The following is a 20,115-nucleotide window of genomic DNA, read 5'->3' on the forward strand; positions in this document are numbered from 1 at the left end:
CGGCAGGACAGAGGGGGGTGCGAAGGAATGAGACCTGTATCAAGAGGTCACTCGAACCGATCCGGCAAATGATGCTCCTCGGCGAGGTCCGAGAAGCGGGTGAATTCGCCCTGGAAGGCGAGGCTGACCGATCCCGTTGGGCCGTGGCGCTGTTTGGCGACGATGACCTCGGCCTTACCGCGCATCTCGTTCATCTCGTGTTCCCATTTGATGTATTCGTCGGTGCCCGGCTTCGGCTCGCGGTTCTTCAGATAATATTCCTCGCGATAGACGAACAGCACTACGTCGGCGTCCTGCTCGATGGAGCCCGATTCGCGCAGATCCGAAAGCTGCGGGCGCTTGTCGTCGCGGCTCTCGACCTGGCGCGACAGCTGCGACAGCGCGATGATCGGCACCGCCAGCTCCTTGGCTAGTGCCTTGAGGCCGGTGGTTATCTCGGTGATTTCCTGGACGCGGTTTTGCGAGGATTTCGCGCTTGATCCCTGCATCAGCTGGATATAGTCGATAACGATGACGTCGAGGCCGCGCTGGCGCTTCAGGCGACGCGCGCGGGCCGACAGCTGAGCGATGGAAATGCCGCCGGTCTGGTCGATGAACAGCGGGATTTTCTGCATTGTCTGCGAGCAGGCGACCAGCTTTTCGAAATCCATCTCGCTGATCTCGCCGCGCCGGATTTTCGACGACGGGATTTCCGTCTGTTCGGAAATAATGCGGGTGGCCAGCTGTTCGGATGACATTTCGAGCGAAAAGAAGCCGACGACGCCGCCATTGGCCGCCTTGAACGAGCCGTCCGCCTGCTGCGCCGGGACATAGGCCTCGGCGATGTTGAAGGCGATATTGGTGGCGAGCGAGGTCTTGCCCATGCCGGGGCGGCCGGCAATGATGATCAGGTCGGACGACTGCAGGCCGCCCATGCGGCGGTCGAGATCGCGCAAGCCGGTAGCAACGCCCGACAAATGCCCGTCGCGCATATAAGCCGCATTGGCCATGTCGACGGCGGTCTTGACGGCATCAGTGAAGCTCTCGAAGCCGCCATCGTAGCGGCCGGTTTCGGCCAATTCGAACAGGCGCCGCTCGGCATCCTCGATCTGGTCGGAGGGCGACATGTCGACCGGCGCGTCATAGGCGATGTTGACCATGTCCTCGCCGACAGTGATTAGCGCGCGCCGCGTCGCCAGATCGTAGATGGCGCGGCCATAGTCGGTGGCGTTGACGACGGTGACGGCCTCGACCGCCAACCGCACGACATATTGCGCCACCGTCATGTCGCCGACCTTCTCGTCGGCCGGCAGGAAGGTCTTCAGCGTGATCGGCGTCGCGATTTTGCCCATGCGGATGAGCTCGGCCGCGACCTCGAAGATCTTTCTATGCAGCGGCTCGTAGAAATGGCCTGGCTTCAGGAAGTCGGAGACGCGGTAGAAGGCATCGTTGTTGACCAGTATGGCGCCGAGCAGCGCCTGCTCGGCCTCGATATTGTTCGGCGCCTCGCGATAGAGCGGTGTTTCCGCCACGCCGAATTTTCGTGCTGCCTCTGCCATAATGTCCCCGGTCCTGATCCCCGTCTCTCGATATCAGAACGAGACAAGTCGGTGATGACTTATCTGCATCAGTCCCAAACCAACCAACTTTGATGCCCGCGATTCACAGCCAGGATCTTTCGGTGGAAAGAATCTCGATTGACTCGAATCAAGATGGCGAGCCTAGCCGTTCTCAGGCGAGAACAAAACAGGAAAATAGCTGCCGGTCATTCCGGCAAGGCATCACCCCAGTCCAGTCGCCGCGCGGTCTTGAACGTCTCGCCGTCGCGCTTGGTGAACAGTCGCTCGGCAGCATTCCCATTCTGTTGGCAAAGCTTCAGCAAGACCTTGCCGGAGCCCGACTTCGGCGGTGCGATCACTCGCGCTCGAGGCGGAGCGGCCGGATGGCGGGAGGCCGCGACAAAGATGAATTTCTCGTCCTCCCACGGCACCTCGGCATCCTTGGCCAGACGGTGTAGGCGCGAGCGGGCGACGCGGCGGGCGAAATGGCACCAGTCGGGGGCGACGAGCGGACAGGGCGTCTCATGCGGGCAGGGCGCAAGCACGTGCGCGCCCGCCTCGATCAACTGCCGCCGCACGGCAAGAATACGCTGCCAGCCGGCCGGCGTGCCCGGCTCGACCACCAGCAGCGTGTCTGCGGTCAGCTGCCAGAGCCGGTCGACGAGTTTTGCCAGCGATGCCGGCGCGATCTCATCCAGCACATAGGCTGAAGTCACCAGCTCGGCCGGCTCCAGATCGACCAGGTCGATGGTGATGTCGCCGGTCCGCCAGGCGGTCCTGGCCGTGATCGCATCCGCGGCAAGTACTTCGCCGACCCTTCGTACCGCGGCGCCGGCCTCGAGTAGCACCGCCTGTTCGAGATCCGGCCAGAGATTGATTGTGGCCCAAAGCACCGTGCCAGGGCCGGCGCCGACATCGAGCAAGGTCTTCGGAGCATAGTCGGGCCGAGACTCGCCCACCGCATCGAGGCTGGCGCGAATGGCCGCATAGGTCGCCGGTAGCCGCGTTGCCAGATAGGCCTTCACCGCCATGTCTTCGGCCATGTGCAGGCGACCGTCGCGCAACTCTGCGCGGTAGCGGTCCGACAGCGTCTTTGCCGCTTGCTTAAGCATCGGCAACGGCACCTGTTCGAGAAGGCGGTCGACGCCTTGTCTAAGCGGGACGGGCAGTTCCATCGCTTAGGCGGTCCGAGGTGAGAGCAGAATGACCGAGGCGCCAACGATGCAGATCGCGGCACCGGCAAGATCCCAGCGGTCGGGGTGCACGCCTTCCGCCAGCCACAACCAGGCCAGCGAGGCGGCAATGTAGATGCCGCCATAGGCGGCATAGGCCCGGCCCGCCGCGCTGGTGTCGACCAGCGCCAGCAGCCACGCGAATAGCACGAGCGAGACGAGACCGGGCGCCAACCACAGCGGCGACTTGTCCAGCCGCCACCACGCCCAGAACGAAAAGCAGCCGGCGATCTCGGCAAGTGCGGCGGCGACGTAGAGGAGGTAGGTCATGAAAAAGGTCCCGCGTTGACGGGACCCTTTTCAGCGTGCCGGCCGGCAATGGCAAGCGGCAATGGCGTGATGCCGGCAGTCTACTCCGGATCCGCCACCTTGCGGCGGCGAGTGGGCTTGGCCACCGGAGCCTTTTCGCGACGTCCAAGATCGCGCATCTCCAGCGCCTTCTCGCAACTGGCCATGTAGTCGCGCGTCATCGGCAGCGTGTCGTTCTTCTTGGCAATCTGGATCTGGAAGATCACCAGATCCTGCCAGCGGAAGGCAGCTTCCGAGGCGGCAAGATAGAACTCCCACATGCGGCAGAAGCGCTCGTCATAAATCGCCTTGGCCTTGTCGCGGTTGGCCGCGAAGCGCTCGCCCCAATGCTTCAGTGTCTCGGCATAATGCAGCCGCAGAACCTCGATATCGGTGACGACGAGCCCCGATTTTTCGATGGCCGGCATCACTTCGGATAGCGACGGGATGTAGCCGCCCGGGAAGATGTACTTGCGGATGAAGGCGCTGGTTGCCCACGGCACGCCGGAGCGGCCGATCGTGTGCAGCAGCATGACGCCGTCCGGCTTCAGCAGCGTCGCCGACTTGTCGAAGAAGGTGCGGAAATGATTGACCCCGACATGCTCGAACATGCCGACGGAGACGATGCGGTCGAAACGCTCATTGAGCTCGCGATAGTCCTTGATGTCGAAATGCACCCGGTTTTGCAGGCCTTGCGCATGGGCGCGGTCGGTGGCGACGCCGTGCTGCTCGGTCGACAGCGTCACGCCTTGCACGTCGACGTCGAACGCCTTGGCTAGATAGAGCCCAAGCCCACCCCAGCCGGAGCCGATATCAAGAACCGTCTGGCCGGCCTTCAGCCTGAGCTTGGCGGCGATGTGGCGCTTCTTGGCCGCTTGTGCCTCGTCGAGCGTCATGTCCGGCTGCTCGAAATAGGCGCAGGAATATTGCATGTCCTCATCGAGGAAGAGGCGGTAGAGGTCGCCCGACAGATCGTAATGGCGCTGCACGTTGCGACGCGCCCGCGACGCCGTGTTGATCTGCTGCAGGCGCCGGAAGGCGTGGCGCAGACCTTCGATCGCCTTCGACCAGGTGGCATCGATACCGCCGCTGCCCATGTTCTGGAAGGCAATCCGCATCACCCCCAGCACGCCGCCCTCGAGAATGTCGAGTTCACCGTCCATGTAGGCTTCTGGCACCGCCAGCATCGGATCGAAGGTTATTGCGCGCTCGGCATGCCTTGTCTTGATGTGCATGTGCACCGGCTCGCCGCTGCCGTCACCGAAAGTCACCATCGAGCCTTGCGGCCCTGTCACCTTGAGATTGCCTGTGCGGACCAGGCGGTCGAGAACGCGTTTCAGCAGAATATTCATGACCAATTGTCCCCTCTCGGCCAGACATGCTGTCCTATTCTGCATCAAGATATAGGGGTTCGAAAAGTTCCATTTGGCATAAAAATGCCCGGGTACGAGGCCCGGGCATTGGTCCAGAATAGCGATTAGCCGGCGAATGCCGACGAATGACGATCAGCCGTTGTCTTCGCCGCCTTCGAACTCGGCATTCGGATCGAAGAAGTTTTCCGGCCGCGCATTATCGTTGATGTCCTCGCCGTAGATGGCTTCGGCGGTGGTCAGTGTTTCGCCCTTGGCCTGGCGCTCGGCTTCGTCGGCCGTGCGGGCAATGTTGAGCGTGATGGTAACCTCGACTTCCGGGTGCAGCGCGATCGCCACATTGGTGACGCCGATGGTCTTGATTGGCTGGTTGAGCAGGATCTGGTTGCGGTTGACCGAAAAACCTTCCGCCGTCACCAGCTCGGCGATGTCGCGCGTCGAGACCGAACCATAAAGCTGACCGGTTTCGCCGGCCGAGCGCACGGCGATGAAGCTCTTGCCGTCGAGCTTTTCTGCAATCTGCGCGGCTTCGGACTTGCGCTCCAGGTTGCGGGCTTCGAGCTGGGCCCGCTGTCCCTCGAACTTCTTCTTGTTAGCTTCGTTGGCGCGCAGCGCCTTGCCTTGCGGCAGCAGGAAATTGCGGGCGAACCCGTCCTTGACCTTGACGGTATCGCCCATCTGGCCGAGGCGGGAGACGCGTTCGAGAAGAATGACTTCCATGGTTTTGTTCCTTCGGTTGGGCACCTATCCTCAGGATCGGCGCCGAATTGTCTGGAACAGGTCAGGAAGCTGGGGCGTCGTCGCCTGTGTCGCTGTCCTGCCTGTCGCGGCAGTTAGGATCTCTTGTCGAAATCCAACCCGGGATTTGGTGTTCGATCCGGCTACGCCCGTCGTGGCCGGTGAAAAAGCGGGCGGCGAACCGCCCGCCTGAAGTGTTAGCGGACCACGTAGGGCAGCAGGCCGAGGAAGCGGGCGCGCTTGACCGCCTTGGCGAGTTCGCGCTGCTTCTTCTGGCTGACGGCGGTGATACGCGATGGCACGATCTTGCCGCGCTCGGAGATGTAGCGCTGCAGAAGCCGCACGTCCTTGTAGTCGATCTTCGGCGCGTTGGCGCCGGAGAACGGGCAAGTCTTGCGGCGACGGTGGAAGGGGCGCCGGGTTGGGATCTGGTTGATGTCGACCATTATTCTGCGGCTCCTTCAAAGCCTTCGCGCGGACGGCGCGGGCCACGATCGGCACCGCCATCGCCGAAGCTGCGCGGCGGACGATCACCACGGTCACCGCGATCGCGGTCGCCGAATGAGCGCGGGCCACGATCGCCACGGTCGCGATCGCCGAAGCCGCCGCGTTCCGAGCGCTCTTCGCGCTTCTGCATCATTGCCGACGGACCCTCCTCATGCGCATCGACCTTGATGGTCAGGAAACGCAGTACGTCCTCGGACAGGCCCATCTGGCGCTCCATTTCATTGAGCGCGGCCGGCGGGCAGGTGATGTCCATGAGTGTATAATATGCCTTCCGGTTCTTGTTGACCCGGTAGGTGAGGGACTTCAGTCCCCAGTTCTCGACCCGGCCGACGGACCCGCCATTCGCGGTGATGACGCCCTTGTACTGTTCGACAAGCGCATCGACCTGCTGCTGCGAGAGGTCCTGCCGGGCAAGAAACACATGTTCGTATAGAGCCATAGTGTTCGTGCCTTTCTTCGTTTCTCTCCCGGTTCCCGGCGGCAAAAGCCTCTGCAACTTCTCTGACCCGCAATCCTTGCGAAGGCGGGGAAGAAAGGAGCATGACGAGACGGTCGAGAGCGGAGACACGGGAGGCGGAAGCGCTTCTGGCTTCACACGAAGGTTTCGAAAAACCTCCGGCCCTCCGTTCAGCCCCCAGCAAGGACCGGCAGATTGCGGGCGTCTATACAGGAATTTGACCGCAAAGCAAGGCCAAACGACAGGGCAAACGGCCCTACCGTCCCAGAGCGCCACGGGCCTCGATGGCAAGGCTTACGGATTTCCTGAAACCGGACCTTAACCACCATGCGAAGTTCCAGCACCGGCGGGCGTGGCGGCAACCCGTCGTTCATCATGCCGATGCAAAAGCAAACAGTCTGCGCGAGGTCGGCAGCAAGGCGGTTTTGGGGACAAAAATGCTTTTCGACAAATTCTGCCGTTCGAAGAGCGGCAACTTTGCCCTGATGCTGGCGTTCGGGCTGCCTGCGGTTCTGACCGCCGTCGCCTTTGCTGTGGACGTGTCCACCTTGATGAGGGCCAAGGTCAGCTTGCAGAACGCGCTCGATGCCGCGAACCTTGCATCATCGCATCTCGGCGACATCGAGGCTTCGCGCAAGGACGTCTTCGACCGCTACTTCCAGACCAATGTCGCCGGCCACAGCGAGTTGAGGAACGCCGAAGCGACGCTTACCGTGGAAAGGGGCCTCAATTACATCCAGACAAAGGCTGTCGCCATGGCGGACGTCAATTTGAACTTCGCCTTCCTGTTCGGCAACGACAAGCGCATCACCGTCGATGCCGGCGCCGTCGAATCGACCAATCAGCTCGAAGTCGTGCTAGTGCTCGACAATACCGGGTCGATGGCCAGCAACGATCGCATCGGCGCATTGCGGACGGCGGCGACGGCCCTGATCGATATGCTCGAAGCGGCGAAGTCGCCGACGCGCAGCGTACGTGTCGCGGTGGTGCCGTTCGTCACCGCCGTCAACGTCAAGGGTGAGGACTACGATCCGGCCTGGATCGACATGGCCGGCAAATCGCCGAACAATGGCGCCAATTTCCCCTTGGTCGGCGGCAAGCGCGTCAACCATATGGACCTGTTCAAGCAATTGGGCGTCGAATGGAGAGGCTGCGTCGAAGCGCGGCCCGGAACCAACAATGTTTCCGACATTTCGCCCGACCAAAACAAACCGGACACCCTGTTCGTACCCTATTTCGCGCCGGACGATCCAGGTAACGCTAAAAATCCAACCAGCTCCTACGGCAATTCAGCGACCGGCTACAACAATTCCTATCTCGACGATACCGTTGTCACCGTGCTTCCCGGCCTCACCAGCGACATGGCGAAGTACAGTGTTTCGACGATGAAGCTGATCAACGACAAGAGAGGCCCACTGACTATCGGCCCAAACCGGGCCTGTCCGACGCCGATAGTGCCGCTGACCGATGATTTCGACAAATTGCGGAAGGCCGTCGGTGAGATGATCGAATGGAACGGCTCGGGGACCAATGTTTCGGAAGGCTTGTCATGGGGGATGCGGGTGCTCTCGCCGGAACCGCCTTACAGCGACGGCGCGCCGTTCAGGGCGTCAGGCACGACCAAAACGGTGCTGCTGCTCACCGACGGCGAGAATGTTGTCTATGGCGCGAAGGATACGCCACAGAAGTCGGACTATGGCTCCTACGGATTCCTGGCCTCGGGTCGGTTTGGATCCAGCGACCAGACCGCGGCTGCGCGCAATGTCGACGATTGGACAACCAATGTATGCAACACATTGAAGAAGCAGGACGTGCAGATATTCACAGTGCTGCTGCAGGCCGACACCGCAGCCAACCGCAAGCTTTACGAGGCCTGCGCATCGTCGCCGTCGGATTATTACCCGACCAACGACGTCAGTCAGCTCGAAAGCGTCTTCCTGAAAATCGGAAGCTCGATTTCGCAGCTGCACTTGACGAACTGAACGACGTCGGCCGCTCTCCCGCCGCCGCTGCTCAACTCGTGTGTGCAGCCACTTTGCCTGTGGTTTCGGGGAAGAAATCGGGCGCCGCATGGCGCTTGCCGAACATCATGTCGTATTGCAGCAGACGGAAGTCGCGGATTGCCGGATCGATCTCTTTCTGACGCGACCAATCGGGGGTGGCGTCGCCCCCCGGTGCCAAAAGCAAATTGCGGTCGATAACGCGGTAGCGCTCTCGCAACTGTCCGAGGAAGCCGGTGTAATAGGGATGGCTGATGCCGGCTGTCTTCAGGATATGGTAGGGCAGGAAGGACGGGCTGACGGCGCCCAGATCCTCGGCCGGGCCGCTGCGATTCGACCAGACGATCAGCGGCGTCTGGTGGTGCAGCAGCATCTGGTCGGCCGCCTCCTTGCGCGGCGCAACATTGTCCTTCAGGAAGCCGGTCTCGACGTAGACCGGCCCAAGCGGCGGCAGATGGTCGCCGAAGAACGCGATGACGGTCGGCCGCTCGCGTTTCTTCGCCCATTCGATCAGCCGCTCGAGGCCGCGGTCCGCGTCGGAAGAGCCTTCGGCATAGCTCAACAGCGATTCACGCGCCCATTGGCTGATCGGCGCCTGCACCTTGTGGGTCGGATTGTTATAGCGATACGGCTCATACGGCCCGTGGTTCTGCAGGCTGACGGCGAAAAAGAAGACCGGCTCGGCGCTGGTATCGGCTTCGTGGATAATCTCGTCGGTCATCGCAGCGTCCGACGCGAGCGGTCCGCGCTTCTGCATGGGCGGCAACGTCTCCTCGGACTTGAAGTCGTTGAAGCCGAAATCGGCATAGACGGCCCCCCGGTTCCAGAACCAGTTAGTGCCGGGATGGATAGCGCGCGCCCGGTAGCCTTGACTTTTCAGGAAGGTCGCCAGCGAGGGAGTCGGTGTCCGCACATATTGCTGGTAGGGAATGCTGCCCGCCGGCAGGAAGGCGTTGGAAAAGCCGGTCAGGGCCTCGAACTCGATGTTGGCCGTCATGCCGCCGAACTCGGGCGAGAACATGTAACCCGTGCGCAGTGCCCGCACATTGGGGATAGGGTCGGGCGTGATGGTGACGCCGGGTAGCTTGGTCGGATCCCAGAAGGATTCGCTCATGACGACGATGATGTCGGGCTTCTCGGCGGGTACCGAAGCCGTCACCTGCGGTTTGCCGATCGCTTCGATCGCCTTGCCGGAATAGCCGGGCGGCGCCGAGACATGCGCCATCGGGACGTTCAGCGCGAAGGCGAGCGCAAAACCGTTCGAGGCATAGTTTTCCTTCTGGTCCCACATGATCGGGATGATCTGCAGCCGGTCGCGTGTCCACGAGAAAGTGGCATAGTCCATGATGGAGACGAAGAAGGCGATCAGCGGCACCGTCAGCGTCAGCCGGGCAAGGCGGCCCTTGTGGCTGAGTGCCGGAACGCGGCGGCGCCATAGCCGCCAGCCATAGACGAGCAGCGACAGCCCGCCGACGATGCCGATCGCCAGGGCAATGGCGGTTCCCGGGCGATCGCGTACCAGAAGCGGCATCAATGCCACGATCTGCCGGGAATAGAGGAAATCGGTCGGATAGAGCGGATCGCCGAGATACAGCGACTTCTGGTGGCCGACGAACGCCAGCGACAATGTCAGCGGCGCGACGATCATCAGGCTCTGGTGACTGCGGCCGAGCACGGCGTCGAGGCCGATGAGGATCAGCGCAAAAATGATGATCGTGGTCCAGCCGGGTTTGAAAGGCTGCAGAAAGAAATCAATGGTGCCGGCAAAGTTGCCGCGCACGATCAGTTCGATGGCAAACACAAGGATGGCCGCAGCCAGCAAGCTGATAAGGCCATAGCGGATGACAGGCCATTTGCGCGCCGGCAGATAGCCGGTCGACGGATCGCCTTCAAGAAACTGGGGCGCCGCCTCGGCTGCGCTCTGCTTGGTCTTTGCCACTTCAATAGTTCCCCGGCCCGCAACAAAAGCGTCACTCGATTGTCATCGAACTGTCACGCAAAGCTTAGCGCCTGCGGCGGAAATAAGAAGAGCCAGCAAACAAATCGTGAGCGGTTTTCATCATGAGTGATCGCCAAAAAGCCTGCCGAAACAGGCACTCGGCCGATATTACGCGATCAAGGTTGGACTTGACTTGGCCGCACGCCTTGCGTCACAGGCAACGTGAACCAGCAGCTGGGAGCCGCCGATGGCCATCGCATTCACCTTTCCGGGGCAGGGCAGCCAGGCTGTCGGCATGGGCAAGGACCTCGCCGATACCTTTGTGGAATCGCGGCGGATCTTCGAGGAAGTTGACGACGCGCTCGGCGAAAACCTATCGAAGCTGATCTGGGAAGGCCCGGAAGAGACGCTGACGCTGACCGCCAACGCCCAGCCGGCGCTGATGGCGGTGTCGCTTGCCGCAATCCGGGCGCTGGAGGCGCGCGGCTTCTCCCTGAACGGCAAGGTCACCTATGTCGCCGGCCACTCGCTCGGCGAATATTCGGCACTTGCGGCCGCAGGTTTCGTTTCGGTCGCCGACGCCGCCCGGCTGTTGCGCATCCGCGGCAACGCCATGCAGGCGGCTGTGCCGGCCGGCGAGGGCGCCATGGCGGCGATCATCGGGCTGGAACAGGCCGACGTCGAAGCCGCTTGCGCAGAGGCCGCCCAGGGCGCCGCCAAAGATCCCGCACAAGCCTTGGTTTGCCAGATCGCCAATGACAATGGCGGCGGCCAGCTGGTGATCTCCGGCGCCAGGCCAGTGGTCGAACTGGCGGCGAGGCTATGCACGGAGAAGGGCGCCAAGCGGGCGCTGATGCTGCAGGTCTCGGCGCCCTTCCATTCGGCATTGATGAAGCCTGCGGCCGAGATCATGCGGGAGGCGCTGGCCGCCGTGACGAAGAGTGCGCCGGTCGTGCCGCTGGTCTCCAATGTTACGGTGACCCCGACGAGCGATCCCGACGAGATCGCCCGCCGACTCGTCGAACAGGTGATCGGGCGCGTGCGCTGGCGCGAAACGGTGGAGTGGTTCGGCAGCAACGGCGTTGCGACGCTTTACGAAGTGGGCGCCGGCAAGGTGCTGTCGGGGCTGGCCCGCCGCATCAACCGCGATATTGCCACCACTGCCATCGGATCCGCGGCGGATGTCGAGGCGGCGCTGGCGGCGCTTGCATAATCAACTGGCGATTTGACCCCGCTCCATGCGAAGGGTGTTCGCTCAGATCAGGAGGCAAGAATGTTCGAATTGACCGGCCGCAAGGCGCTCGTCACCGGCGCATCGGGAGGTATCGGCGAGGCGATCGCCCGCGTGCTGCACGGCCAGGGCGCCATCGTCGGCCTGCATGGCACACGTATCGAGAAACTGGAGGCGCTGGCCGCCGAACTGGGCGACCGGGTCAAGCTTTTCCCGGCCAATCTTTCCAACCGCGACGACGTCAAGGCGCTCGGCCAGAAGGCGGAGGCCGACCTCGAAGGCGTCGACATCCTCGTCAACAATGCCGGCATCACCAAGGACGGGTTGTTCGTACGCATGGCTGACGCCGACTGGGATAGCGTGCTCGAGGTCAACCTGACCGCCGTGTTCCGGCTGACCCGCGAGCTTACCCATCCGATGATGCGGCGCCGCCATGGCCGCATCATCAACATCACTTCAGTGGTTGGCGTCACCGGCAATCCCGGCCAGACCAACTACTGCGCCTCCAAAGCCGGTATGATCGGCTTTTCCAAATCGCTGGCGCAGGAGATCGCCACCCGCAATATCACCGTCAACTGCGTCGCCCCGGGCTTCATCGAATCGGCGATGACCGCCAAGCTCAACGACAAGCAGAAAGAGGCGATCATGGCGGCGATCCCGACCCGGCGCATGGGCACGGGCGCCGAAGTCGCCTCTGCCGTCGCCTACCTAGCTTCTAACGAGGCGGCCTACGTCACCGGCCAGACCATTCATGTGAATGGCGGCATGGCAATGATCTAACACTTGGGAAAACGCTTCATTCCGTCTTGGATGCACGGGATTTTTCGTGTAATGCCGCCCGCAACCCGGCGGTTCGGGCAAAAACCGGTCCTGTTCCGCTGCGTTTCCGGCAGGACCATCTTTCAGCTTGATTAGCGGCATTCTGCCCGCTAACGAAGACAGACAACCAAAAGACGAGGATGCCCAAATGAGTGACACCGCAGAGCGCGTCAAGAAGATCGTCATCGAGCACCTTGGCGTCGATGCCGAGAAGGTGACGGAGCAGGCGAGCTTCATCGATGATCTGGGCGCGGACAGCCTCGACACGGTCGAACTTGTCATGGCGTTCGAAGAAGAGTTCGGTGTCGAAATCCCGGACGACGCCGCCGAGACCATCCTGACTGTTGGCGATGCGGTGAAATACATCGACAAGGCCTCCGCCTGACGCTATTTGCAGTCATCACCGGGGAGGACCTGCGATGAGGCGTGTCGTCGTCACGGGCCTTGGGCTGCTTTCGCCGTTCGGCATGGGCTTCGAGCACAGCTGGAAGGAGCTTCTGACCGGCCGCAGCGCAGCCAAGCGCATCACCGAATTCGAGGTGGAAGACCTTGCCTGCAAGGTCGCCCACGTCATTCCGCGCGGTGACGGCTCCAATGCCACTTTCAATCCTGAAGCCGTTCTCGAGCCGAAGGAACTGCGCAAGATCGGCGACTTCATCCTGTACGGGATCGCGGCCGCCGACGAGGCACTCAAGGATTCCGGCTGGCAGCCGAAGACGCATGAGGAACAGTGCGCCACCGGCGTGCTGATCGGTTCGGGCATCGGCGGCATCGAAGGCATCGCCGAGAATGCGATGATCCTCAAGGAACGCGGTCCGCGCCGCATCAGCCCATTCTTCATCCCTGGCCAGATCATCAACCTCGTCTCCGGTCAGGTCTCGATCCGGCATGGGCTGAAAGGCCCCAACCATGCCGTCGTCACCGCTTGCTCGACCGGTGCGCACGCCATCGGCGATGCCGCCCGGCTGATCATCTGGGGCGATGCCGACGTTATGGTCGCAGGCGGCGCCGAAGCGCCGGTGACGAGACTGTCGATCGCCGGGTTCGCCGCTTGCCGCGCGCTCTCCACCGAGCGCAACGACGCGCCACAAACGGCCTCACGCCCCTATGATCGCGATCGCGACGGCTTCGTCATGGGCGAGGGCGCCGGTGTTGTCGTGCTCGAGGAACTCGAACACGCCAAGGCCCGCGGCGCCAAGATCTATGCCGAGGTCACCGGCTACGGTCTGACCGGTGACGCCTATCACATCACCGCGCCTGCCGAAGACGGCGACGGCGCTTTCCGTTGCATGACCGCGGCGCTGAACCGGGCGAAGCTGACGCCGGCCGATGTCGACTACATCAACGCGCACGGCACCTCGACCATGGCCGATACGATCGAACTCGGCGCCGTCGAGCGGCTGGTCGGCAACGCCGCCTCGAAGATATCGATGTCGTCGACCAAATCGTCGATTGGCCACCTGCTGGGCGCGGCTGGTGCTGCCGAGGCGATCTTTTCGATCCTCGCCATTCGCGACAACATTGCGCCGCCGACCATCAATCTTGACAATCCGGAGCGCGAAACGGCGATCGACCTGGTGCCGCACAAGCCGCGGGCCCGGCAGATCGACGTGGCGCTGTCCAACTCCTTCGGCTTCGGTGGCACCAACGCCTCGCTCGTCTTCCAGCGCTACAATGGCTGACCGCTCTGCCGGTTTCCGTCTGCCGTCAATTTTGCCATATTCGCCCCTACTCTGCCCGAGGGGATTCGTCGCAAGATCAAATGGTAGGGCGCTATGAACACAAATCCGGCCGATAACGGGGAATTCGGGCAACGGGCAGCAACGCCCGGCCCGATCGTGCCGAAGACGGCCAGTGAGGCGTTGCGGCCCGAGGCCGGCACGCCGCCGCCGAAGCGCTCGCGTGCCTCGCGCAGCCAGTTCGTCGTGTTCATGAACTTCGTCATCTCTTCGGTGATGCTGATGGTGCTGGCGGCAGGCGTTGCGCTGTATTTCGGCAAGCAGGAGTTCAACGAGCCCGGCCCGTCGGCCAATGGCGACACTTTCCTGGTCAAGCCGAATAGCGGCGTCCAGGAGATCGCCGACCAGCTTGAGCGGCGAGGGCTGATCAGCGACGCCCGCATTTTCCGCCTTGGCGTGCGCGCCTTCGGCAATGATTCCGCCCTGAAGGCCGGCGAATACGAGATCAAGCCGCAGGCGTCGATGCACGATATCATGGAACTGCTGAAGAGCGGCAAGTCGGTGATGTATTCGCTGACTATCCCCGAGGGGCTGACGGTCGCGCAGGCGCTGCAACGGATTGCCGAGCAGGACGCGCTGACCGGCGATATGCCGTCGACCACTCCACCTGAGGGCAGCCTCGCCACCGACACGCTGCGTTTCACCCGCGGCGCAACACGCCAGCAGATGGTCGACAAGCTTCTGGCCGACCAGACGAAGCTGGTCGACGAGGTCTGGCAGCGCCGAGCGCCGGATTTGCCGATCGCCAACGTTGAGGATTTTGTCACCCTGGCCTCTATCGTCGAGAAGGAGACCGGCAAGGGCGATGAGCGCTCGCGCGTAGCCGCCGTCTTCCTCAACCGGCTGGCCAAGGGTATGCGGCTGCAGTCGGACCCGACCATCATCTACGGCCTGTTCGGCGGCAAGGGCAAACCCATCGACCGCCCGATCTATCAGTCGGACATCCAGAAGCCGACGCCCTACAACACCTATCTGATCAACGGCTTACCGCCGACGCCGATCGCCAATCCCGGCCGTGCGGCGCTGGAGGCAGTCGCCAATCCGTCGAAGACCAGCGATCTCTACTTCGTCGCCGACGGCAGCGGCGGGCACGTCTTTGCCTCGACGCTCGATGAGCATAACGAGAATGTCGCTCGCTACCGCGCACTGCTGAAAAAACAGGCCCAGGACGCCGCCAAGGCCGGAGCAACCAATACCGGAGCCGACACGCCGGCGGGAGCCATCGTTGACGATGCGGGCGCCACCGCCGCCCAGTAGGGCCGGACGCCATCAGGTTGGCCCTGTGCATGTCCGGGTGGATGTGCAAGGGCTGCTATGGCATTGAAATTCACATGATCCTGTCCGGAGAAAATCGCTCCGGCTTGAGGGGCATTCGGCAAAGGGACGCACGGCTACATGAACTTGCAGAGCATGACCGGTTTTGCGCGCAGTGTCGCCGAACACGACGGCACTTCGATTGCCTGGGAAGCCAAGTCCGTCAACGGCAAAAGCGTCGAGGTCAGGCTGCGGCTGCCGCAAGGTTTCGACCGGCTGGAGCCGGCCGTCCGGCAGACGGTGCAAAAGCGTTTTGCGCGCGGCAATTTCCAGATGACGCTGACCATTGGCCGCGCCGCCGGCGCTCAAGCGCAACCCGTGGTCAACGAGGCTTTCCTGAAGGATCTGGCGGAGTTGGCCAAGCGGCTGCAGGAGCAGTTCGGAGTAGCCCCTGCGGCGGCCGACGGGCTGCTTGCGCTGCGCGGCGTCCTCGACATTCCCGAAACCATCGAAACCGAAGAGGCGCGCAGTGCGCTCGATACCGCAATACTGTCGGCGCTGGAAGCAGCACTGAACGGGCTGCAGCAGGCGCGCCAGGGCGAAGGTGCGGCACTTCGTTCCCTGCTGTCCGGCCATATCGATGCCATCGAGGCGCTGACGCTGCGGGCCGAGGCCGATCCATCACGCGAACCGGCCACGATCCGCGAAAGGCTCGCCGAGCAGATCCGCCTGTTGATGGACGCGTCTGCCAACCTGGACGCCAGCCGGCTGCATATGGAAGCGGCGTTCCTGGCCACCAAGGCCGACATACGCGAGGAAATCGACCGGCTGAAGACACACGTGGCGTCGGGGCGGGCACTGCTCGCCGGCGGTGGCGCCATCGGCCGCAAGCTCGATTTCCTGGCACAGGAATTCAACCGCGAATCGAATACGCTGTGTTCCAAGTCGAATGCTGCCGCGGTCACCGCCATCGGGCTGGAACTGAAGGCGGTCGTCGACCAGTTTCGCGAACAGGTCCAGAATCTGGAATGATCCCGATGCCAAGCCACATGACTGCCAAGCCCCATGACCGCTAGGGATGTGGGTTCCCGCATTCGGCGCCGCGGGCTGATGCTGGTCTTGTCGTCGCCGTCAGGCGCCGGCAAGTCGACGATTGCGCGCAATCTGCTGGAGAGCGATTCCAGCCTGGAATTGTCGGTCTCGGTCACCACGCGGCCACGCCGCGGCAGCGAGATCGAGGGCGTCCATTACCACTTCCGTACCATGCGCGAGTTCGAGCGGCTGCGCGATTCCGATGCGCTGCTCGAATGGGCGGAGGTGCACGGCAATTGCTACGCGACGCCGCGCGAGCCGGCTGAACAGGCGCTGGCCGAAGGCCGCGACATGCTGTTCGACATCGACTGGCAAGGCGCTCAGCAACTCAAGGAGAAGATGCGCGCCGACATCGTCTCGATATTCATCCTGCCGCCATCGATGAAGGAATTGAAGGCGCGGCTGAAGCGTCGCGCCGAGGACCAGGAAGCGGTGATCGAGACGCGGCTCAAGAACGCCCGCAACGAGATCGAGCACTGGAAGGAATATGATTTCGTCATAGTCAACGACGATCTCGACCGCGCTTTCGCCGAGGTGCGGGGCATCGTCACGGCCGAACGGCTCAGACGCGATCGCCGGCCGGGCCTCTTCGATTTCGTCTCGGGGCTGCTCGACGAAAAGACGGATTGATCAAGGCGCTGTCCCCGCGACCAGGATCAGATTGCGGCTGAGCGCGGCGTCGCGCAGTTCCAATGCCGCGGCATATTCGGCGGAGCGGTACCAACGCCGCGCCGTGTCCATGTCGGGGAATTCCACGATGATCAGCGGCCCGGGAGACCAGTCGCCTTCCAACCTTTCCACCTCGCCGCCGCGTACCAGATAGCGCCCGCCATGCTGGGCGATGGAGGCAGCCGCGCTGGCGCGATAGGCTTCGATAGCCTCTGCGTCACGGATCGTGACGTCGGAAATGACATAGGCGGCCACTGTTTGTCTCCGGGCAGGGTTTGTCCGGCTATCTATGCCATGAGAGCGGAAATTCCACGCGGACGCTTCCCGGCATCACACCGCGTTGGTCAGGCGAACGAATTCCTCGACGCTGAGCGTCTCCGCACGCCTGGTCGGATCGATGCCGGCGCGGGTGAGCAGTGCCTCGCCGCCGAGGCTTTTCACGCTCTGCCGCAGCATTTTCCGGCGCTGGCCGAATGCCGCTTCGGTGACGCGGCTGAGCCGTTTCACCTCTGCCGGCAAGGGGTTGGCACGCGGCACAAGATGCACCACCGAGGACGTCACCTTGGGTGGCGGCGTGAACGCCTGCGGCGGTACGTCGAAGGCAATCCTCGCCTCCGTCCGCCAGCCGGCCAGCACGCCGAGCCGACCATAGGCCTCGCTGCCGGGGCTGGCTGCAATGCGTTCGGCGACCTCGCGCTGGAACATCAGCGTCATCGATGTGTAGAACGGCGGCCACTCGGTGACGGTCAGCCAGCGGATCAGCAATTCGGTGCCGATATTGTAGGGCAGGTTGGCAACGATTTTCGCCGACCCGCCGCTTCCCGGCACTCCTTTTGCAAGCGCTGCAAAATCAGCTTTCAGCGCATCGCCGGCTACGATCTCGAGCCGACCCGGATAGTGGTTCGCGATCTCGGCCAAGGCCGCCAGGCAGCGCTCGTCGCGCTCGATCGCGACGACCCGCCGGGCGCCGTTGAGGAGCAGGGCACGAGTCAGCCCGCCCGGACCGGGACCGACCTCGATAACCGTAACGTCGCTCAGGTCGCCGGCGGTTCGCGCAATCTTGCTTGTCAGGTTAAGGTCGAGCAGAAAATTCTGGCCCAGCGCCTTTTTCGCCTGCAGCCCATGGCGCTCGATCACCTCGCGCAGTGGCGGCAGGCCGTCTATGCTCATCGGGCTGGGCTCATCAGGCGGGCTCATCGGGTTAAGGCCATCGAATTTGGCTGATTGGGCTCAGGGCCTACGGCCTTTTCCCGGTATCGGCAAGAACGCGAGCGAGTTTCAGCGCTGCAATCAGGCTGCCGGCACGGGCGATGCCCTTGCCGGCGATGTCGAAGGCGGTGCCGTGGTCGGGCGAGGTGCGGACGAAGGGCAGGCCGAGCGTGACGTTGACCGCCTCGTCAAACGCCAGCGCCTTGGCCGGGATCAGCGCCTGGTCGTGATACATACAGAGCGCCACGTCGTAGCCGGCGCGGGCGCGAGCATGAAACAGCGTGTCGGCCGGCAATGGCCCGAAGGCGTCGATCCCTTCCTGCCTCAGCCGGTCGACTGCCGGGCGCACGATCCGCTCGTCTTCGGTGCCCATGGTGCCGCCTTCGCCGGCATGCGGGTTGAGGCCGGCAATGGCGAGCCGCGGCTTGGCAATTCCGAAGCGGTTCGCAAGGTCGGCGGCGGTGATGCGGCCGGTGGCGACGATAAGGTCCGTCGTCAGCGCTTTCGGCACCTCGGCCAGCGCGATGTGGATGGTGACCGGCACGGTGCGCAGGTCCGGTCCGGCAAGCAGCATCACAGGCGTCACTTGGGTGCCGGTGTGAAGCGATGCCAGATGCGCCAGATATTCGGTGTGGCCGGGAAAGCGAAAGCCGGCGTCGTAGAGCGGCTTCTTGGCGATGGGGCAGGTGACGACCGCGGCAGCGCGGCCGGCCAGGCAGTCGGCAACGGCGCGGTCGATCGCCTCGATGATGCCGGCGGCGTTGGCTGGATCCGGGCGGCCGGGACTGTCGACGAAACGGGCAGCAAGCGCCACCACCGGCAGCGCGCGCGAAAACACCCCCGGCGCTAACGCCGGCGTCGTCTCGGCAATCGCGATATCGGTGCCGAGCCTGTGCGCCCGCGCGGCAATCAGTGCCGGATCGGCAAGGAGATAAAAAGACGGAACGCCAGCGCTATCGCGGGCCTGCCAAGCAGCGATGGCGATGTCCGGCCCCACGCCGGACGGATCGCCGACGCTCAACGCCAGCGGAAGCTCTGCGTCAGGCACGGCGCTTCGACTTCAGCGCTCGATTATGCGGGCTTTCTTCCGCAACTCCTCGACATATTTCTTCGAGAGTTCGTCGGCGTTCTTGTCGTTCGAACCTTCACTCTGGAACACCATCTGCGCGGCTTTGTCGTCTGACACTTCGCGCGACGAGCAGATGCCGATGAATTCGACACCGCGGTCGGTTTCGCGCGTCGTGGTGGCGCCGCCGACCTTTGTAGCCTTTATCTGCTCGGCCCAGTCCGCCGGCAATTGCGGCGCCAACACCCGGCCGAGATCGCGAACGGTGACATCGATCAGGCCCTTGGCGAATTCGCGGGTGGTGTTGCAGCCGTTGAAGCGGGCGCGCATGGCATCGGCTTCGCGTTTGCGCTTGGCCAGCGTCGCGCTGCGCTCGGCCGCCGGCACCACGAAGATGACCTGCTGCAGCATGTACTCTGTGGCGCTCGGTTTGCTGCCGCCTTTTTCGAGCATGCGCTTGACGAGGTCCTGCTCGCTCATTGCGCCGCCACCGTCTCCGGAACGGGAACGCGCGGTCAGCGCCTGGTTCCAGGCCATCTGCGCCCGGATAAACTCCTTGAAATGCTCCTTGGTGACGCCGGATTGCGCCATCGCGCCGTCAAGCTGCTTGAGCGGCATCTTGTTGCTGGTGGCGAAACGCTGATAAGCGGCATCGACCTGCGCGTCGCTGATGCGGATGCCGAGCCGCCGGGCTTCGGCCAGGCGCAGCGTCTGGTCGATCATTTCCTGGCCGGCATCGCCCTTTCTGTGCTGCAGGCGCAGGAAAGCGGCCCGATGCTGGATGTCGCCGGTGGTTATCGGTATATTGTTGACGACGTATTTGATCTCGGTGGCGAAAACTGGCCGCGTCACCGCGGTGGTCGAGAACGCCACCAGCAGCGCGAACCCTGCCGAAAAGAGGTATTTCCTCATCGAAAGCATCCCAATTCCATCCCGATTCGGCCCACCCTATCCAGTTCAGGCCGTC

20 protein-coding genes are annotated in these 20,115 nt (G+C 63.1%); 8 read left to right on the forward strand and 12 right to left on the reverse strand.

The window, feature by feature from the left end; genetic code table 11:
- Positions 1–47 precede the first annotated feature (47 nt).
- The 7 genes from NKJ28_RS31605 to rpsF form a co-directional block, all read right to left on the reverse strand.
- Positions 48–1,538, reverse strand: coding sequence for a replicative DNA helicase (locus NKJ28_RS31605; RefSeq protein WP_023677714.1), 1,491 nt, complete (start codon positions 1,536–1,538; stop codon positions 48–50).
- A 206-nt stretch (positions 1,539–1,744) separates the two neighbouring features.
- Positions 1,745–2,713 (reverse strand): small ribosomal subunit Rsm22 family protein, encoded by a 969-nt coding sequence (locus NKJ28_RS31610; protein ID WP_352638421.1) that lies wholly within the window; start codon positions 2,711–2,713, stop codon positions 1,745–1,747.
- Between the two features lie 3 nt (positions 2,714–2,716).
- Positions 2,717–3,040 carry a YnfA family protein gene (locus NKJ28_RS31615; protein ID WP_352638423.1) on the reverse strand — a complete coding sequence of 108 codons (324 nt, stop codon included), beginning with the start codon at positions 3,038–3,040 and terminating at the stop codon, positions 2,717–2,719.
- An 80-nt stretch (positions 3,041–3,120) separates the two neighbouring features.
- Positions 3,121–4,410 carry a cyclopropane fatty acid synthase gene (locus NKJ28_RS31620; RefSeq protein ID WP_352542731.1) on the reverse strand — a complete coding sequence of 430 codons (1,290 nt, stop codon included), beginning with the start codon at positions 4,408–4,410 and terminating at the stop codon, positions 3,121–3,123.
- Between the two features lie 153 nt (positions 4,411–4,563).
- The gene (rplI, locus tag NKJ28_RS31625; protein ID WP_254820243.1) at positions 4,564–5,148 is read right to left on the reverse strand and encodes a 50S ribosomal protein L9; all 585 of its coding nucleotides are present in this window, start codon (positions 5,146–5,148) and stop codon (positions 4,564–4,566) included.
- Between the two features lie 215 nt (positions 5,149–5,363).
- A complete protein-coding gene (rpsR, locus tag NKJ28_RS31630) occupies positions 5,364–5,612 on the reverse strand; it encodes a 30S ribosomal protein S18 (protein WP_352638425.1) in 249 nt (82 codons plus the stop codon).
- Positions 5,612–6,112, reverse strand: a complete 501-nt coding sequence (rpsF, locus tag NKJ28_RS31635; RefSeq protein WP_292663863.1) for a 30S ribosomal protein S6 — start codon at positions 6,110–6,112, stop codon at positions 5,612–5,614. Before rpsF ends, rpsR begins: the two co-directional genes overlap by 1 nt.
- Before the next feature lie 455 nt (positions 6,113–6,567).
- On the opposite strand from rpsF, the gene NKJ28_RS31640 reads away from it, so the two are divergent.
- Complete coding sequence (locus NKJ28_RS31640; RefSeq protein ID WP_352625006.1) at positions 6,568–8,112, forward strand: pilus assembly protein TadG-related protein; 1,545 nt, start codon at positions 6,568–6,570, stop codon at positions 8,110–8,112.
- 31 nt (positions 8,113–8,143) lie between these two features.
- On the opposite strand, the gene NKJ28_RS31645 is transcribed toward NKJ28_RS31640, so the two are convergent.
- Positions 8,144–10,069, reverse strand: a complete 1,926-nt coding sequence (locus NKJ28_RS31645; protein ID WP_023677707.1) for an LTA synthase family protein — start codon at positions 10,067–10,069, stop codon at positions 8,144–8,146.
- Positions 10,070–10,316: 247 nt separating this feature from the next.
- On the opposite strand from NKJ28_RS31645, the gene fabD reads away from it, so the two are divergent.
- The 7 genes from fabD to gmk all read left to right on the forward strand — a co-directional run bounded on the left by fabD (position 10,317) and on the right by gmk (position 16,834).
- A complete protein-coding gene (gene fabD, locus NKJ28_RS31650; RefSeq protein ID WP_352638426.1) occupies positions 10,317–11,282 on the forward strand; it encodes an ACP S-malonyltransferase in 966 nt (321 codons plus the stop codon).
- 60 nt (positions 11,283–11,342) lie between these two features.
- Positions 11,343–12,080 (forward strand): 3-oxoacyl-[acyl-carrier-protein] reductase, encoded by a 738-nt coding sequence (fabG, locus tag NKJ28_RS31655; protein ID WP_352453223.1) that lies wholly within the window; start codon positions 11,343–11,345, stop codon positions 12,078–12,080.
- A 187-nt stretch (positions 12,081–12,267) separates the two neighbouring features.
- Positions 12,268–12,504: an acyl carrier protein gene (locus tag NKJ28_RS31660; RefSeq protein WP_127851501.1), complete on the forward strand. Its 237-nt coding sequence runs from the start codon at positions 12,268–12,270 to the stop codon at positions 12,502–12,504.
- A gap of 34 nt (positions 12,505–12,538) precedes the next feature.
- Positions 12,539–13,801, forward strand: coding sequence for a beta-ketoacyl-ACP synthase II (fabF, locus tag NKJ28_RS31665; RefSeq protein WP_352467164.1), 1,263 nt, complete (start codon positions 12,539–12,541; stop codon positions 13,799–13,801).
- Between the two features lie 93 nt (positions 13,802–13,894).
- Positions 13,895–15,115, forward strand: coding sequence for an endolytic transglycosylase MltG (gene mltG, locus NKJ28_RS31670; RefSeq protein ID WP_352638427.1), 1,221 nt, complete (start codon positions 13,895–13,897; stop codon positions 15,113–15,115).
- A gap of 138 nt (positions 15,116–15,253) precedes the next feature.
- On the forward strand, positions 15,254–16,144 hold the full coding sequence (locus NKJ28_RS31675) for a YicC/YloC family endoribonuclease (protein ID WP_352638428.1): 891 nt from the start codon (positions 15,254–15,256) through the stop codon (positions 16,142–16,144).
- 33 nt (positions 16,145–16,177) lie between these two features.
- Positions 16,178–16,834, forward strand: a complete 657-nt coding sequence (gene gmk / locus NKJ28_RS31680) for a guanylate kinase (protein WP_023677701.1) — start codon at positions 16,178–16,180, stop codon at positions 16,832–16,834.
- Here gmk and NKJ28_RS31685 read toward each other — a convergent pair whose 3' ends face one another.
- The 4 genes from NKJ28_RS31685 to NKJ28_RS31700 form a co-directional block, all read right to left on the reverse strand.
- Positions 16,835–17,128: a DUF1330 domain-containing protein gene (locus tag NKJ28_RS31685; RefSeq protein ID WP_023677700.1), complete on the reverse strand. Its 294-nt coding sequence runs from the start codon at positions 17,126–17,128 to the stop codon at positions 16,835–16,837.
- 75 nt (positions 17,129–17,203) lie between these two features.
- On the reverse strand, positions 17,204–18,043 hold the full coding sequence (gene rsmA, locus NKJ28_RS31690; RefSeq protein WP_023677699.1) for a 16S rRNA (adenine(1518)-N(6)/adenine(1519)-N(6))-dimethyltransferase RsmA: 840 nt from the start codon (positions 18,041–18,043) through the stop codon (positions 17,204–17,206).
- A 67-nt stretch (positions 18,044–18,110) separates the two neighbouring features.
- Positions 18,111–19,130 carry a 4-hydroxythreonine-4-phosphate dehydrogenase PdxA gene (gene pdxA / locus NKJ28_RS31695; RefSeq protein ID WP_352638429.1) on the reverse strand — a complete coding sequence of 340 codons (1,020 nt, stop codon included), beginning with the start codon at positions 19,128–19,130 and terminating at the stop codon, positions 18,111–18,113.
- A gap of 12 nt (positions 19,131–19,142) precedes the next feature.
- Positions 19,143–20,069 carry a peptidylprolyl isomerase gene (locus NKJ28_RS31700; protein ID WP_352579243.1) on the reverse strand — a complete coding sequence of 309 codons (927 nt, stop codon included), beginning with the start codon at positions 20,067–20,069 and terminating at the stop codon, positions 19,143–19,145.
- Positions 20,070–20,115 lie beyond the last annotated feature (46 nt).

Origin of the sequence: Mesorhizobium sp. M0145 (genome assembly GCF_040322355.1) — a bacterium.
Taxonomy (GTDB): Bacteria; Pseudomonadota; Alphaproteobacteria; order Rhizobiales; family Rhizobiaceae; genus Mesorhizobium.